This is a genomic window from Streptomyces odontomachi, assembly GCF_024435355.1.
Lineage (GTDB): Bacteria > Actinomycetota > Actinomycetes > Streptomycetales > Streptomycetaceae > Streptomyces > Streptomyces odontomachi.
On sequence record NZ_JAMJWG010000022.1, the window covers coordinates 144,734 to 159,368 of the forward strand.

Annotated in this window: 13 protein-coding genes; 2 read left to right on the forward strand and 11 right to left on the reverse strand. The window is 70.6% G+C overall.

The window, feature by feature from the left end; genetic code table 11:
- Positions 1-42: 42 nt before the first annotated feature.
- From alaS to NQO67_RS34550, 8 genes are all read right to left on the reverse strand, one after another.
- On the reverse strand, positions 43-2,724 hold the full coding sequence (gene alaS / locus NQO67_RS34515) for an alanine--tRNA ligase (protein WP_255954352.1): 2,682 nt from the start codon (positions 2,722-2,724) through the stop codon (positions 43-45).
- Positions 2,724-3,089, reverse strand: a complete 366-nt coding sequence (locus NQO67_RS34520) for a DUF6167 family protein (RefSeq protein ID WP_255954353.1) — start codon at positions 3,087-3,089, stop codon at positions 2,724-2,726. Before NQO67_RS34520 ends, alaS begins: the two co-directional genes overlap by 1 nt.
- Before the next feature lie 7 nt (positions 3,090-3,096).
- Positions 3,097-3,570 carry a DUF948 domain-containing protein gene (locus NQO67_RS34525; protein ID WP_255954355.1) on the reverse strand — a complete coding sequence of 158 codons (474 nt, stop codon included), beginning with the start codon at positions 3,568-3,570 and terminating at the stop codon, positions 3,097-3,099.
- A gap of 195 nt (positions 3,571-3,765) precedes the next feature.
- On the reverse strand, positions 3,766-4,380 hold the full coding sequence (rpsD, locus tag NQO67_RS34530) for a 30S ribosomal protein S4 (RefSeq protein ID WP_255954359.1): 615 nt from the start codon (positions 4,378-4,380) through the stop codon (positions 3,766-3,768).
- 417 nt (positions 4,381-4,797) lie between these two features.
- Positions 4,798-6,180, reverse strand: a complete 1,383-nt coding sequence (locus NQO67_RS34535; protein ID WP_255954360.1) for a replication-associated recombination protein A — start codon at positions 6,178-6,180, stop codon at positions 4,798-4,800.
- Positions 6,181-6,254: 74 nt separating this feature from the next.
- Positions 6,255-6,911 (reverse strand): vitamin K epoxide reductase family protein, encoded by a 657-nt coding sequence (locus NQO67_RS34540; protein ID WP_255954361.1) that lies wholly within the window; start codon positions 6,909-6,911, stop codon positions 6,255-6,257.
- A 274-nt stretch (positions 6,912-7,185) separates the two neighbouring features.
- Entirely contained in the window at positions 7,186-8,448 is a 1,263-nt protein-coding gene (gene hisS / locus NQO67_RS34545; RefSeq protein ID WP_255954363.1) for a histidine--tRNA ligase, read from the reverse strand.
- 13 nt (positions 8,449-8,461) lie between these two features.
- On the reverse strand, positions 8,462-9,175 hold the full coding sequence (locus NQO67_RS34550) for an MBL fold metallo-hydrolase (protein ID WP_255954365.1): 714 nt from the start codon (positions 9,173-9,175) through the stop codon (positions 8,462-8,464).
- A gap of 210 nt (positions 9,176-9,385) precedes the next feature.
- On the opposite strand from NQO67_RS34550, the gene NQO67_RS34555 reads away from it, so the two are divergent.
- A complete protein-coding gene (locus NQO67_RS34555; RefSeq protein WP_255954366.1) occupies positions 9,386-10,219 on the forward strand; it encodes a peptidylprolyl isomerase in 834 nt (277 codons plus the stop codon).
- 135 nt (positions 10,220-10,354) lie between these two features.
- Positions 10,355-11,584, forward strand: a complete 1,230-nt coding sequence (locus NQO67_RS34560; RefSeq protein ID WP_255954368.1) for a DUF349 domain-containing protein — start codon at positions 10,355-10,357, stop codon at positions 11,582-11,584.
- A gap of 135 nt (positions 11,585-11,719) precedes the next feature.
- Here NQO67_RS34560 and NQO67_RS34565 read toward each other — a convergent pair whose 3' ends face one another.
- Genes NQO67_RS34565 through NQO67_RS34575 form a run of 3 tightly spaced genes read right to left on the reverse strand, consistent with a single transcriptional unit; the run spans position 11,720 to position 14,620 of the window.
- Positions 11,720-12,862 carry a caspase, EACC1-associated type gene (locus tag NQO67_RS34565; RefSeq protein ID WP_255954369.1) on the reverse strand — a complete coding sequence of 381 codons (1,143 nt, stop codon included), beginning with the start codon at positions 12,860-12,862 and terminating at the stop codon, positions 11,720-11,722.
- Positions 12,846-13,250, reverse strand: coding sequence for an effector-associated constant component EACC1 (locus tag NQO67_RS34570; protein ID WP_255954370.1), 405 nt, complete (start codon positions 13,248-13,250; stop codon positions 12,846-12,848). The genes NQO67_RS34565 and NQO67_RS34570 overlap by 17 nt, the downstream gene beginning before the upstream one ends.
- Complete coding sequence (locus NQO67_RS34575; RefSeq protein ID WP_255954371.1) at positions 13,247-14,620, reverse strand: serine/threonine-protein kinase; 1,374 nt, start codon at positions 14,618-14,620, stop codon at positions 13,247-13,249. The genes NQO67_RS34570 and NQO67_RS34575 overlap by 4 nt, the downstream gene beginning before the upstream one ends.
- Positions 14,621-14,635 lie beyond the last annotated feature (15 nt).

Genomic DNA, 14,635 nt, shown 5'->3' on the forward strand with positions numbered 1-14,635 from the left:
TGCCCGGACGCCGTCATCGCGGCACCGCCACGACCGCCATCGTCATGCCGCCTCGCCGACGAGGCGTTCGACGGCGGCCACGGCCTCGCCGACGGCGGCCGGGTTCTGACCGCCGCCCTGGGCGACGTCCGGCTTGCCACCGCCGCCACCGCCGAGGGTCTTCGCGGCGACCCGGACGAGGTCGCCGGCCTTGAGCCCATGGGCGCGCGCGGCCTCATTGGTGGCGATCACGGTCAGCGGACGCCCGCCGGCCACCGAGAACAGGGCGACGACGACCGGACGGTCGGTGCCGGAGCCCTGGGTCAGCCTGCCGCGCACGTCGAGGACCAGCTTGCGTAGGTCGTCGGCGCCGGTGCCGTCCGGGACCTGGGCGGTGACCAGGGCGGTGCCGCGGACGTCCTGGGCGCTCTGGGCGAGCCCGGCGGCGGCCTGGAGGACCTTCTCGGCGCGGAACTTCTCGATTTCCTTCTCGGCGTCCTTCAGCCGGGCCAGCATGCCGGAGATCTTCTCGGGCAGCTCCTCGGAACGGCCCTTGAGGAGCTCCTGGAGCTGGGCGACGACGGTGTGCTCCTTGGCGAGGAAGCTGTACGCGTCGACGCCGACCAGGGCCTCGATACGCCGGACGCCGGAGCCGATCGAGGACTCGCCGAGCAGCTTCACCAGTCCGAGCTGGGCGGTGTTGTGCACGTGCGTGCCGCCGCACAGCTCCTTGGAGAAGTCGCCGATGGTGACCACGCGGACCCGGTCGCCGTACTTCTCGCCGAACTCGGCGATGGCACCCTGCTTCTTGGCCTGCTCGAGGCCCATGACCTCGGCACTGACGTCGAGGTCGCGGGCCAGCACCTCGTTGATCTTCTGCTCGACGTCCGTCATGACCGTCTGCGGCACGGCGGACGGGGAGCCGAAGTCGAAGCGGAAGCGTCCCGGCTGGTTCTCCGAGCCGGCCTGGGCGGCGGTCGGGCCGAGGGCGTCGCGCAGCGCCTGGTGCGTGAGGTGGGTGGCGGAGTGGGCGCGGGCGATGGCACGCCGGCGATCCACGTCGATGGAGGCCCACACGGGGGCCCCGACGGTGATCTCGCCGACCTGCACGACGCCCTTGTGGACGTGCACGCCCGGTACCGGCTTCTGGACGTCGCGCACCAGCACGACGGCGCCGCTGTCGAGCCTGATGCGGCCGCTGTCGCCGATCTGGCCGCCGCCCTCGGCATAGAACGGGGTGCGGTCGAGGACGACCTCCACCTCGTCGCCCTCGGTGGCGGCGGGGGCGGACACGCCGCCCACGAGCAGGCCGACGATGGTGGCCTCGCTCTCGTAGCCGGTGTAACCGGTGAAGTCGGTGGTGCCGGAGGAGTCGACGATGGCCCGGTAGGCGCCGAGGTCGGCGTGGCCGGTCTTCTTGGCGCGGGCGTCGGCCTTGGCGCGCTCCCGCTGCTCCGTCATCAGCCGCCGGAAGCCGGCCTCGTCCACGGTCAGGCCCTGCTCGGCGGCCATCTCCAGGGTGAGGTCGATGGGGAAGCCCCAGGTGTCGTGGAGCAGGAAGGCCTTGTCGCCGGCGAGCACGGTGGCGCCGGCGGCCTTGGTCTCGGTGACGGCGTCGTCGAGGATGGCCGTGCCGGACCTCAGCGTCTTGAGGAAGGCGGCCTCTTCGGCGAGGGCGACGGTCTCGATGCGCCGGCGGTCGGTGATCAGCTCGGGGTACTGCTCCCCCATGGTGGCGATCACGGTGTCGACGAGTTCGCCGACGACCGGTCCGGTGGCGCCGAGCAGCCGCATGTTGCGGATGGCGCGGCGCATGATGCGGCGGAGCACGTAGCCGCGGCCCTCGTTGCCGGGGGCGACGCCGTCGCCGATGAGCATGACGGAGGCGCGGATGTGGTCGGAGACGACGCGCAGCGAGACGTCGCTGTCCTCGGCGGCCCCGTAGGCCCGACCGGTGAGTTCGGTGGCCTTGTCGATCACGGCACGCGAGGTGTCGATCTCGTACATGTTGTGCACGCCCTGGAGGATCATGGCGAGACGTTCCAGGCCGAGACCGGTGTCGATGTTCTTGTTCGGCAGGTCGCCGAGGATCTCGAAGTCTTCCTTGCCGGTGCCGGGGCCGCGCTCGTACTGCATGAAGACCAGGTTCCAGATCTCCACGTAGCGCTCGTCGTTGACGGCGGGGCCGCCCTCGGGGCCGAACTCGGGGCCGCGGTCGTAGTTGATCTCGGAGCACGGGCCGCAGGGGCCGGGCACGCCCATGGACCAGTAGTTGTCCTTCTTGCCGAGACGCTGGATGCGCTCGGGGGGGACGCCGACGACATCGCGCCAGATCCGCTCGGCCTCGTCGTCCTCCTTGTAGACGGTGACCCAGAGCCTCTCCGGGTCCAGCCCGTAACCGCCCTTGTCCTGGGGGCTGGTGAGCAGCTCCCAGGCGAGCTTGGCGGCGCCTTCCTTGAAGTAGTCACCGAAGGAGAAGTTGCCGCACATCTGGAAGAACGTGCCGTGCCGGGTGGTCTTGCCGACCTCTTCGATGTCCGGGGTGCGTACGCACTTCTGGACGCTGGTGGCGCGGATGTACGGCGGCTTGACCTCACCGAGGAAGTACGGCTTGAAGGGGGCCATGCCCGCGTTGATGAGCAGCAGGGTCGGATCGTCCGCGATCAGCGACGCCGACGGCACGACGGTGTGCCCGCGCTCTTCGAAGAAGCGCAACCAGCGGCGGCGGATTTCAGCCGACTCCATCAGTGGTCCTCGTTTCTGGTCGTCCTGTCGAGCGAATGCTTGGACGGATCTTGCGGGAACGGATAAGGAAGCGAACGGTCGTCCTGGGCGGGCCGCTGGCGTGCTGCCGGCAGGGCCCGGACGTCGCCGGGGTCGGCGGAGGCGGTGAGCCCGAGCGCCTCGCCCAGCTCGGCCTCGCGCTGGGCCATGCCGGCGCGGACGTCGAGGGCGAAGCCCTTGAGGCGGTGACCTGCGTCGACCGCCTTGTTCGCCGCCTGGGCGGCGAGGCTTTCCGGGGTCAGCTGCCGGAGCTTCTTGTGCACCTTGGTGGTGGCCCACACCCCGGCTGCGGCGCCCGCGGTGAACCAGAACGTACGGCGGAACATCGCAGCGTCAGCCCTTCTTCCGCTTTCCCCGTCGCATGCCCGGCACGGTGCGTCCCATGATCACGGTGTGTCGCGGGGGCTCGGTGTGACCGGGTGTCGCGGGGTGCTGCTCGGTGCCCCGGCGTCCCAGGGCCTGGCGCACTCCGTAACCGAAGGCGGCGACCTTCACGAGGGGACCGCCGAAGGTGCTGGCGACGGTGGTGGAGAGAGCCGACGCGTTCGACGTGACCTCTTGGACGTCGGTCGCGATGGCGTCCACCCGGTCGATCTGGGTCTGTGCGGAGCGGACCGCGCTCGAGGCGTCGGCGAGCAGCGGAACGGCCTGCTCGGTCACGTCCGCGACAAGCTTGGTGGTCGCCCTGAGGGTCTGGGCCAGCCTCGCCAGCGCAACGGCGAGGAAGGACACCAGGATCGCCCAGAAGACGGCCACGATGATCCCGGCTACCTCTCCACCGGACACAGAGCACCGCTCCCCGAACATCGCGCCGACATCGCATGACCTGCTCCTCGCAGGTCGTGTCCCGAGCCTATCGCGCCACCAGTGGCGCTCCGTACCGGATTAGGGGCGCGCCGGACGGGCCCTCGCCCGTGTGGAGAAGCGACAGCCCGCCGCCGCCCACCGAGGACGGTGGGACGGCGACGGGCTGCGGTGCCGCGGTACGGAAGGGTGTCCGGGTCAGCGGGCGTAGTACTCGACGACGAGCTGCTCGTCGCAGATGACCGGGATCTCCTTGCGGTTCGGGTCGCGGTCCAGGCGGAAGGCGAGGGCCTTCAGGTTGACCTGGAGGTAGCGCGGGGTCTCGCCGTCGGGGGCGAAGCCACCCTCCCGGGCGACCTGGAAGAGCGACTTCTCACGGGAGCGCTCGCGCACCATGACGACGTCGTCCGGGCGGACCCGGAAGGACGGCTTGTCGACCTTCTTGCCGTTGACCTCGATGTGGCCGTGCACGACCATCTGGCGGGCCTGGTAGATGGTGCGGGCGATGCCGGAGCGCAGCACCAGCGCGTCGAGGCGCCGCTCCAGCTCGATGATCAGGGCCTCGCCGGTCTTGCCCTGCACCTTGCTGGCGCGCTCGTAGGCGCGGACCAGCTGGCGCTCGGAGACGTCGTACTGCGCACGCAGCCGCTGCTTCTCCAGGAGCCGGACCTTGTAGTCCGAGTTCTGCTTGCGGCCGCGGCCGTGCTCACCCGGCGGGTAGGGACGGGCCTCGAAGTACTTCACGGCCTTGGGGGTCAGCGCGATGCCGAGGGCACGCGACTTCTTGACCTTGGGTCGGGACTGGTTCGCCACGAACCAAACCTCTCTTACTTTTAGTGATATCGGCTTCACCAGGGTTAGGGGAGGTCGCATCCGCAGCCGGGGAATTTCCCGCGAGGGACCGTGTGGATCCGCCGGGGCGGATCTCGGTTCCTCGTCGGGCAGCCGCATTCCCTGGTCTGGGCACATACGTGCAGCACGCGAGTGGCCCACCGACCGCCATTTCTGGGGTGGTGGGCGGCCCGCGACACCGTTCGCCGGTGCGCGACGCTCCTGGAGCCTTCGTTCACCCGAAGGTGAGGCTCCGGCTGACTGTCCCGCTCTGGTGAGCCGACCGGGGCCGGACACGGGACGCAGCACTTGGGCGAAGTCTAACCGGTCGCCGTAGGTGCCGATGACCACCGCGTGCGCGGGCGGCGCGGGCGCCGGGCTCCTGGCTCCGGTCCCGTGTCAGTCCTCCGTCCGGCCCGGCTGCTCGCCGGCCAGCCGGGCGCGGACTCGCTCGACCACGTCCGCGTACCGGGCCTCGGCTCCGTAGCGCGTCGGCTGGTAGTAGCGCCGGTCCTTCAGGGCGTCGGGGGCGTACTGCTGGGCGGCGATGGCGCCGGGCAGGTCGTGCGGATAGAGGTAGCCCTGTGCGTGGCCGAGCTTCGCTGCGCCCTTGTAGTGGCCGTCGCGCAGATGGGCGGGCACCGGGCCAGCCAGGCCCTTGCGCACGTCCTCCATGGCGGCGCCGATGGCGGTGGTCGCGGCATTGGACTTGGGTGCGAGTGCCAGGGCGATGGTGGCGTGGCTGAGGGTGAGCGCCGCTTCGGGGAAGCCGATCATCGCGACCGCCTGGGCCGCGGCGACCGCGAGCGGCAGTGCGCTGGGGTCGGCGAGGCCGATGTCCTCGCTGGCGGAGATCATCAGCCGCCGGGCGATGAACCGCGGGTCCTCCCCCGCCTCGATCATCCGGGCCAGGTAGTGCAGCGCGGCGTCCACGTCGGAGCCGCGGATGGACTTGATGAGGGCGCTGGCGACGTCGTAGTGCTGGTCACCGTCGCGGTCGTAGGTGACGGCCGCGCGGTCGACCGACTCCTCCAGCGTGGTCAGGGTGATGTCCTGCTCGCCCTTGGCGAGGGCGCCGCCGGCCGCGGCTTCGAGTGCGGTGAGCGCCCGGCGCGCGTCACCGCCGGCGATGCGCAGCAGATGGGCCGCGGTGTCCTCGGGCAGGCTCAGCGCACCGCCCAGCCCGCGCTCCTCGGCGAGGGCGCGCCGCAGCAGGCCGCCGATGTCGTCATCGGTGAGGGGTTCGAGGGTGAGCAGCAGGGAGCGGGAGAGCAGCGGGGAGATCACCGAGAAGTACGGGTTCTCGGTGGTGGCGGCGATGAGGGTGACCCAGCGGTTCTCCACGGCGGGGAGCAGGGAGTCCTGCTGGGCCTTGCTGAAGCGGTGGATCTCGTCGAGGAAGAGGACGGTCTCCTTGCCGTAGCCGCCGGTGGCGCGGCGGGCGCCCTCGATGACGGCGCGCACTTCCTTGACTCCCGCGGTGATCGCGGAGAGCTCGACGAACCGCTTGTTCGTGGCGCGCGATACGACGTAGGCGAGGGTGGTCTTGCCGGTGCCGGGCGGGCCCCAGAGGATCACCGAGGACGGCCCGGCCGGGCTGTGCCCGCCGGCCCGATCGCCCTCGCCGACCAGCCGGCGCAGCGGCGACCCGGGCTTCAGCAGATGCTGCTGCCCCACGACTTCGTCCAGGGTGCGGGGGCGCATCCGGACCGCGAGGGGGCTACTCGTCGGGTCCTTCTCCTGACGGTCCTCTGCGGCGGCGGTGAACAGATCGGGCTCCACGCTCGAAAGCCTATGTCACCGCTGTGACAGTGCGGCCGCCGCACGGGTCGCGGCGACCGCCCGGACACCTGCCGTCAGCCGGCCCAGAGGTCTGCGCCCCAGCGGGTGAAGATCATCATGGCGATGACGCCGAGGTGCAGCACGGGCAGGACCCAGGTGAACTCGCCGAAGAAGGCGCGCAGCCAGCCGGGGCCGGGCAGCAGGCGGTTGCGTACGTTGAACGAGGTCACGTACCAGAACATGACGATGGTGGCGACCCAGGCCAGGCAGCACCACAGGCACAGGGCGTTGATCCGGTACAGCGACTGGAACTGCAACCAGCTGACGAAGCCGACGCCGAACAGGGTGCCGGCGTTGAACGTCAGCCAGTACCAGCGCGGGAAGCGGGCGCCGGTGAGCAGGCTCACCCCGACGCAGATCACGATCGCGTAGGCGGCGAGGCCCAGCATCGGGTTCGGGAAGCCGAACACCCCGGCCTGCTTGCTCTGCATGACGCTGCCGCAGGAGATGATCGGGTTGATGCTGCACGCGGGGGTGAACGTCTTGCCGGCGACCTGGGCTTCGAGCAGCTTGAACTTGTCGAGCGTGATGACCCAGGCGGCCAGCAGGCCGGCCGCGCCGGTGAGCACCAGGAGTACCGCGAACGCCCTGCTGCCGCCGACACTGCGCGGGGCGTCGGTGCGCTCCTGCGCGGCGGGAGCTTCGTCTCTGACTGTCGTCGTCTCGCTCATCACGCCGTTTCCGTCGCTAGAAGTGGGGGGCCTGATCCGCAGCCATTGTGCCGCACCGGGGTACCGAACCACCGTTGGTTGTGGATAAGTACGCGCGTACGCGGGGGGTTGCTCGAACACGCAGCGTGTCGCCCGCCCGACTCTCTGTGCAGTTGGATAACGCTGCATGGATCTGGTGGTCCGGCACGGGACGCCGACGCGGTCATGGGGCGCAAGGACACGGCCGCGCCGGACCCGTGGGCCCGGCGCGGCCGGTGCTTCAGTCCGCCCTTGCTCAGCCCAGCAGGCGGGTGAGTTCCGCCACGACCGTGTCCAGGGCGACCGGGCGCTGCTCGCCGGACTCCATGTCCTTCAGCTGCGCCACGCCGTCGGCGAGATCACGCTCGCCCGCGACGAGGGTGTACCGGGCGCCGGAGCGGTTGGCCGACTTCATGGCGCCCTTCAGGCCCCGTCCGCCGAACGCGAAGTCGGCGGCGATCCCCTTCCGGCGCAACTCGGTGATCTTGGCGAACAGCACCCGTCGCGCCTCGTCGCCGAGCGGCACGGCGAAGACGCTGGTGGTGGACGGCAGATCCAGCCGGACGCCTTCGGCCTCGAGGGCCAGCACCGTGCGGTCGACGCCCAGCGCCCAGCCGACGGACGGCAGGGCGGGCCCGCCGATCATCTCGGAGAGGCCGTCGTAACGCCCGCCGCCGCCGACCGCGGACTGCGAGCCGAGCCCGTCGTGGACGAACTCGAAGGTGGTGCGGGTGTAGTAGTCGAGCCCGCGGACCAGCTTGGGGTCGTCCTCGTACCGGACGCCGGCCGCGGTGATCAACTCCCGTACCTGCTCGTGGTAGGCCTTGCACGCGTCGCACAGGTAGTCGCGCAGCAGCGGCACACCGGTGAGCTGTTCCTGCACCTGGGGGCGCTTGTCGTCGAGGACCCGCAGCGGGTTGATGTCGATGCGGCGGCGGGTGTCCTCGTCCAGGTCGAGCCCGCGCAGGAAGTCCTGCAAGGCGGCGCGGTAGACCGGACGGCACTCGCTGTCGCCCAGGGAGTTCAGCAGGATGCGGAAGTCCTTGAGGCCGAGCGAGCGGTAGGACTGGTCGGCGAGGATGATCAGCTCGGCGTCGATGGCGGGGTCTTCGGCGCCGATGGCCTCCGCCCCGACCTGCGAGAAGTGGCGGTAGCGGCCCTTCTGGGGGCGTTCGTAGCGGTAGTAGGAGCCGGAGTACCAGAGCTTGACGGGGAGGTTGCCCGCCTTGTGCAGGTTGGCCTCCAGCGCGGCGCGGAGCACGGACGCGGTGCCCTCGGGGCGCAGCGCCAGGCGGTCGCCGCCCTTGGTCTCGAAGGCGTACATCTCCTTGGTGACGATGTCGGTGGACTCGCCGACGCCGCGCGCGAACAGCTCGACGTTCTCGAATCCGGGCGTCTCGATGTAGCCGTAACCGGAGTTCCGCAGCGGGGCGGCGATGGCCTCGCGGACGGCGAGATAGGCGGCGGAGTCGGGCGGAAGCAGGTCGTAGGTGCCCTTGGGGGCTTTGAAGGTGCTCACGGGAGTGGTGTCGTCACATTCCTCGTCGGGGAGCCGGGCTCGCGCCGGCTCCCGGGGCGGCGGCCACCTGCCGCAGGTACGGGTTGGTGGCGCGCTCCTGGCCGATGGTCGTCTGGGGGCCGTGCCCCGACAGCACCACGGTCGAGTCGTCGAGCGGAAGGCACACGCGGGCCAGCGACTCGAGGATCTCGGCAGGGCTGCCGCCGGGCAGGTCGGTGCGTCCGATGGAGCCGGCGAACAGCAGGTCGCCCGAGAAGAACACGGACGGCACGTCCGCGGCCTCGGGCGTCTGGAAGGTCACCGACCCCTTGGTATGGCCGGGAGCGTGCGCCACGGAGAAGTCCAGGCCGGCGAGGGTGAGCCGGCTGCCGTCGCCGAGTTCGCGGACGTCGTCGGGTTCGCCCACGGTCAGCTCGCCCATCAGCGGCATCCCGATGGAGCGGCCGAGCGCCTTCTCCGGGTCGCTCATCATGTACCGGTCCTCGGGGTGGATCCAGGCGGGCACGCCGTGCGCCCCGCACACCGGCACGACCGAGGCGACGTGGTCGATGTGGCCGTGCGTGAGGATCACCGCGACCGGCTTGAGCCCGTGCTTCTCGACGGTGGCCGCGACGCCCTCGGCGGCCTGGTGCCCCGGGTCGATGATCACGCACTCCTCGCCCGCGGCGGGCGCGACCAGGTAGCAGTTGGTGCCCCAGGCTCCAGCGGGGAATCCGGCAATGAGCACGAATCGTCCTTCGTTTCTCGTCTTTCTCCCGTAACTCCGGGAGGCCTCGGCCATCCCGTGGGAGGCTCGGCTCGTTCGCGGCCGAGCCTGTGCAGCCGAGGTACGGCGGTTCAGAGCCTACCGGCGGTGCCGTTTACACAGCGAACCCATATACGGTACGGGGCACACGCAACACGGCCGGCCCTACGAGACGCACGAGGAGACAGACCGGTGGTCAGCAACGATCAGCGGCGGCGGCAGCTCGCCCGGGAGAAGTTCTTGCGGCAGCAGCAGCGCCGGGAGACCGCGCGGCGCAAGACACGCACCCGCACCGCGGCGATCGCCGCAGGTGTCGTGGTGGTCGTGGCCATCGGCGCAAGCGCCTGGGCAACCGACGGGTTCAAGGGCGATTCCAAGGACAACGCCGCGGACACCCCGCCGAGTGCCACGCCCACCAGCAAGGCCCCCGACCCGTGCGACAAGCCGGCGAAGGGCAAGGTGGCGAAGCTCAGCTGGAAGAAGGAACCGGCCATGAGCATCGACAAGTCGGCCACCTACACGATGGACCTGAAGACGACCTGCGGTGACATGCCGATCAGCATGGACGCATCCAAGGCGCCGCACACCGTCAATGCGTTCAACTTCCTGGTGGGCGAGGGCTACTTCGAGCACACCAAGTGCCACCGGCTCACCACGTCGGGCATCTACGTGCTCCAGTGCGGCGACCCCAAGGGCGACGGCACCGGCGGGCCCGGCTTCACGCTGCCCGACGAGAACCTCAAGGACAAGCGCCTGAAGGGGAACGTCTACCCGGCGGGCACGGTGGCGATGGCCAACCAGTACAACCCGCAGACGAAGCAGGGCAAGCACACCGGTGGCAGCCAGTTCTTCCTGGTGTTCCAGGACAGCCAGTTGCCGCCCTACTACACACCGTTCGGAACGCTCTCCAAGGACGGCATGAAGGTCCTGACGAAGATCGCCAAGGCCGGTGAGAGCACCGGCCAGGGCGATGGCGCGCCCAATGCCACGGTGGTCATCAACAAGGCGACGATCAAAAAATCCTGACCGCAAGCTGCGAAATTTCGCTCGCGCTGGATGCGGACAGCCACCGTGCGGTTCGCCTAGATTGGCCGTGACGAAACTGTGGACGATGCCGGAGGGCCGCAAGGACCTCGACGGGCATCATGTGGAGGAGGCGCTGTGAGCAGCGACCCGTGGGGCCGCGTCGACGAGACGGGGACCGTGTACGTGCGTACGGCCGACGGCGAGAAGGTCGTCGGTTCCTGGCAGGCGGGCTCCCCCCAGGAGGCGCTGGCCTATTTCGAGCGCAAGTATGAGGGCCTGGTTGTCGAGATCGGCCTCCTCGAGCGGCGCGTGCAGACCACCGATCTGTCTGCCAAGGATGCCCAGACGGCCATCGGTCATCTGCGCGAGCAGATCGAGGCGCACCACGCCGTCGGTGACCTGGACGCCCTCCGGGCGCGCCTGGACAAGCTGACCCAGACCGTCGATGCCCGCCGCGAGGAGCGCAAGGCGCAGCGGGCTCGGCAGTCCGACGAGGCGCGGCAGGCCAAGGAGTCGTTGGTCACCGAGGCCGAGGAGCTGGCGCAGAGCGAGCAGTGGCGGGTCGCCGGCGAGCGGCTGCGTGCGCTGGTGGACACCTGGAAGGGGCTGCCACGGCTCGACCGCAAGTCGGACGACGAGCTGTGGCACCGCTTCTCGCACGCCAGGTCGGCGTTCTCCAAGCGCCGCAAGGCGCACTTCGCGGCGCTGGATGCGCAACGGGAGGAGGCCCGCAAGATCAAGGAGCGGCTGGTCGCCGAGGCCGAGTCGCTCTCCGACTCGACCGACTGGGGCGTCACGGCGGCCCGTTACCGCGAGTTGATGTCCGAGTGGAAGGCGGCGGGCCGCGCCCAGCGGGAACACGAGGAGGACCTGTGGAACCGCTTCCGCGGCGCCCAGGACGTCTTCTTCGGGGCCCGCAGCTCCGTCTTCGCCGAGCGGGACGCCGAGCAGGTCGAGAACCTCAAGCTCAAGGAGGAACTCGCCGAGGAGGCCGAGCGGCTGCTGCCGATCACCGACCTGAAGGCGGCCCGTGCGGCCTTCAGGTCGATCAACGAGCGCTGGGAGGCCATCGGTCATGTGCCGCGTGACGCCCGTCCGAAGGTGGAGGGCCGGATGCACGCGGTGGAGCGGGCTCTCCAGGAGTCCGAGGAGGCCGAGTGGCGGCGCACCAACCCGGAGGCGCGCGCCCGCGCCGAGGGGCTGACCGGTCAGTTGCAGGCCGCCGTGGACAAGCTGCGCGGTCAGATCGACACGGCGCGTGCCGCCGGCAACACCGCGAAGGCGGACAAGCTCCAGCAGGAGCTTGACGGCCGGCAGGCGCTGCTGGACCAGGCGCTGAAGGGCTTGCAGGAGTTCGGCGGCTGAGCCATCGGGCGGCGGCCCTTCCCGCATCCGTGAATCCCCGCCTCGTCGGTGTGCGCAGGCGGGGATTGCGCGTTCGCCGCCTTGGGCGGGCTCCGCAGCGGCGTCAGCCCGTGGTGGGCGGGGCGCCGCGTGGCGTCAGCGCGGATCCGTCTTCCGTGCGTCGCGGTCCAGGCTGTCGAGTGCGTGTCGGAGCACGTCACAGGCCTGACGGTGGTTGCCGGCCGCCTGGAGCAGTTCGGCCAGCCTTCGGCAGACGGTGAGTGCTTCGGGGCCGAACTGCTTGTGGGTCTGCTGGAAGGCGACCTCCAGCGTCTCCATGGCCTCCCTCTCCTGACCGGTTTCGGCGAGCAACTCCGCGAGTTCCAGATGTACCGCGAAACTGACGCCTTCGGCATCGGGCACCCTGGCCTGCAAGATCATCCGAAGGATCGGCAGGGCGTCGCGGTTGCGGCCGACGGAGCGCAGCAGCCGGGCGAGCTGGAGCCCGGTCGCCATCATCGCCGTCTGCACCTCGATGTCGATGACCGGTCCCGCGGCGGCCGTGTGGGAGGCGCGTGCCCGGTTGCGGACCAGCGGCAACCGCCCGACGTCGTTCTCCTGGCTGCGCTGCGGGCGGGGGCGGTTCTTCGACAGCAGTCGGGCTTCGAGCTCCCTGAAGAGGGTCTCCAGGTCGAGTGTCTCGGGTGCCTGCCGGACGCCGTTGCGCAGCAGGTGGAGCAGTTCTCCGGTGAAGGCGGTGTAGCGCTCGCCCTCCGGGGCCAGCGCCACGTGGTCCCTGGGCGACGCCGTGAGCACGTACGCGCCGTCGACGCTCGTCTGCGCGGCGAAGTCGCCGGCGCTCAGAGTGCGGGCGGCCCGGCCGCTGAAGCAGCAGTCAAGGATCACGATCTTCCGCCGCGCCGGGGAGGCGCGTAACGCCGTCCTGAGGTGCCGGTACTCGGTCGCCGTGTAGCCGGCACCGTCCCGGGAGCCCGTCAGTGCGAGGTAGAGGTCGGCGGACTCGCTGTCCCGCAGGCCGTGCCCGCAGTAGTACACCACCAGGGTGTCGCTGGCCTGCCGCCCCAGCTCGTAGACGGGTTCCAGGAGGTCCGCCGGGGTGGCGGGGTCGAGGGTGATGCGGCAGCGCGGGGTAGGCAGCCCCCAGATGGTCGCGTCCATGAGGGCACCGGCGAGGTCGGCGGTGTTGTTCGTGACGGCCGGCAACTGCACGAGGTGCTGGTAGGCGGACGTCCCGACGAGGACAGCCGCCGACGCCGAGGGGTCAGGCAGCTCCGGCATCGTCGTCCTGAGGCTGCGCGAGGAGGTCCGTCAACCGGCGCACCGTCTCCGGATCGGCGTCATGGATGTCCACGCGGAGGGTCCCCCGGTGCACGGAGACCCGCGGCGATGCGGGTCTGGCGGAGCGCCACTGGGCGATGCCCGCGACGAGTTGGCCCGCACCGAGCCCGGTGCTCACGCTCAGCGAGATGATGTCCAGCAGGCTGCCCATGTGCTCGCTGCCGGGTGGCTGCGAGGCGCTGAGCACCCCGTGGGCGTGGGGCCCGATGTCCTCGTCCGCTGTGAGCCAACGCAGCAGGGACCGCAGCTCCTCCTCCGTGTCCCCGCCCGTCTCCACCGTCACCTGGATCGTCCGCACGACTCCCCCGTTCCTTCGTCGCTCGCTCATGTGGCGAGCCCTCCTGCCGGTCCCCCGGGCAGTTGCTGGGCGCTGGTCGTGCCGATCGCGCCGGCCGCCCGGTCGGCGACCGTGGAGAAGGCCGTCAGGGCCTCTGCCGACGCACCGAGGCGGGCCAGGCACACCGCACGCCAGTAGTGCGCCGTCAGGGTCGTCGGATGCTCGGCGCCGAGCGCGCTCCTGCACACCGCGTGGACCGCCGCAAGCAGCTCATCGGCGTCCGCCAGCTCGCCGCGCTGCACCAGGCCGACCGCCTCGCGCAACCGGGCTTCGGCGGCTTCCGGGGCCATGGCGCGCAGGATGTGCTCGCGCGTCAACTGGCTGAGCCGGAAAGACCGGAGAGACGGATCGGCCTCGGCCGGCTCGATGCCGTCCCGGAGCCGCACATAGGGCGTGGTGGACGGCCTGGTGGACGGCCGCCACGTGTGCTCCGGCTCGATGGACCCCGCTGCCGCCACGTCGTCGGTGAGGCGCGACACGGCTCGGCCGCGCACCCCGCCCGTGATCGCGCTGGCGATCAGCGCCTCGGGCTGTGGCGGGCAGTGCAACCGTGCGACCACCTCGTCCATCGACGGCCGCTCCGCCGGGTCCTTCCGGAGGAGATCTGTGACCAGGCTCGCCAGATCGGGCGGAATGCCCGGCACCACTGCCGCGATGTCGGGCCGGGTTTCGTTGATGATGTTGTAGATGACGCCGTAGGCCGAGGTCCCCTCGTAGGGCTCCCTGCCGCTGAGCATGACGTACGTGCACACTCCGAGGGAGTAGAGGTCCCCCGCCGGCCCTGTCTGCTGGCCCCGGATGGACTCGGGGGGCATGTACTGGGGCGTGCCGATGATGTGACCGGTCCGGGTCAGGGTGGTTTCGACCCCGCTCCACAGCATGGTGGCGATCCCGAAGTCCTGGAGCACCACGCGCCCGGCGCGGGTCAGATGGACGTTGCCGGGTTTGATGTCCCGGTGCAGCACGCCGGCCTCGTGGGCCGCGGCCAGGCCCGCGCACATGCCCGTCACCACCGCGCGCACCAGCGGGGCGGCGAGCGGTCCCTGCCGGATCATCGACCGGAGGTCAAGGCCGTCCAGCAGTTCCATCACGAGGTAGGCGTTGGAGTCGTGCACTCCGAAGTCGTGCACGGCCACGGCGTTCGGATGCGAGATGCGTGCCAGCGCACGGGCCTCCCTGCGGAAGCGCTGCGTCCACTCCTCACCGTCGGAGGCGGCGTGCATCAGCTTGACCGCCACGCGCCGGTCGAGCACCTCGTCCTGTGCCGCGAACACCTCGCCCATACCGCCCCGGCCGATGACGTTGAGTATCCGGTACCGCTCCCCGATCAACGACCCGACCGAACGGGATTGTCCTGCCATGGTGTCCCCCGCCCC

Bases quoted from the DNA above. Each gene is read 5' to 3' on its own strand.
- alaS (WP_255954352.1), bottom strand. From the start codon at position 2,724: ATGGAGTCGGCTGAAATCCGCCGCCGCTGGTTGCGCTTCTTCGAAGAG.
- NQO67_RS34520 (WP_255954353.1), bottom strand. From the start codon at position 3,089: ATGTTCCGCCGTACGTTCTGGTTCACCGCGGGCGCCGCAGCCGGGGTG.
- NQO67_RS34525 (WP_255954355.1), bottom strand. From the start codon at position 3,570: ATGTTCGGGGAGCGGTGCTCTGTGTCCGGTGGAGAGGTAGCCGGGATC.
- NQO67_RS34540 (WP_255954361.1), bottom strand. From the start codon at position 6,911: ATGAGCGAGACGACGACAGTCAGAGACGAAGCTCCCGCCGCGCAGGAG.
- NQO67_RS34565 (WP_255954369.1), bottom strand. From the start codon at position 12,862: ATGCCGGAGCTGCCTGACCCCTCGGCGTCGGCGGCTGTCCTCGTCGGG.
- NQO67_RS34570 (WP_255954370.1), bottom strand. From the start codon at position 13,250: ATGAGCGAGCGACGAAGGAACGGGGGAGTCGTGCGGACGATCCAGGTG.
- NQO67_RS34575 (WP_255954371.1), bottom strand. From the start codon at position 14,620: ATGGCAGGACAATCCCGTTCGGTCGGGTCGTTGATCGGGGAGCGGTAC.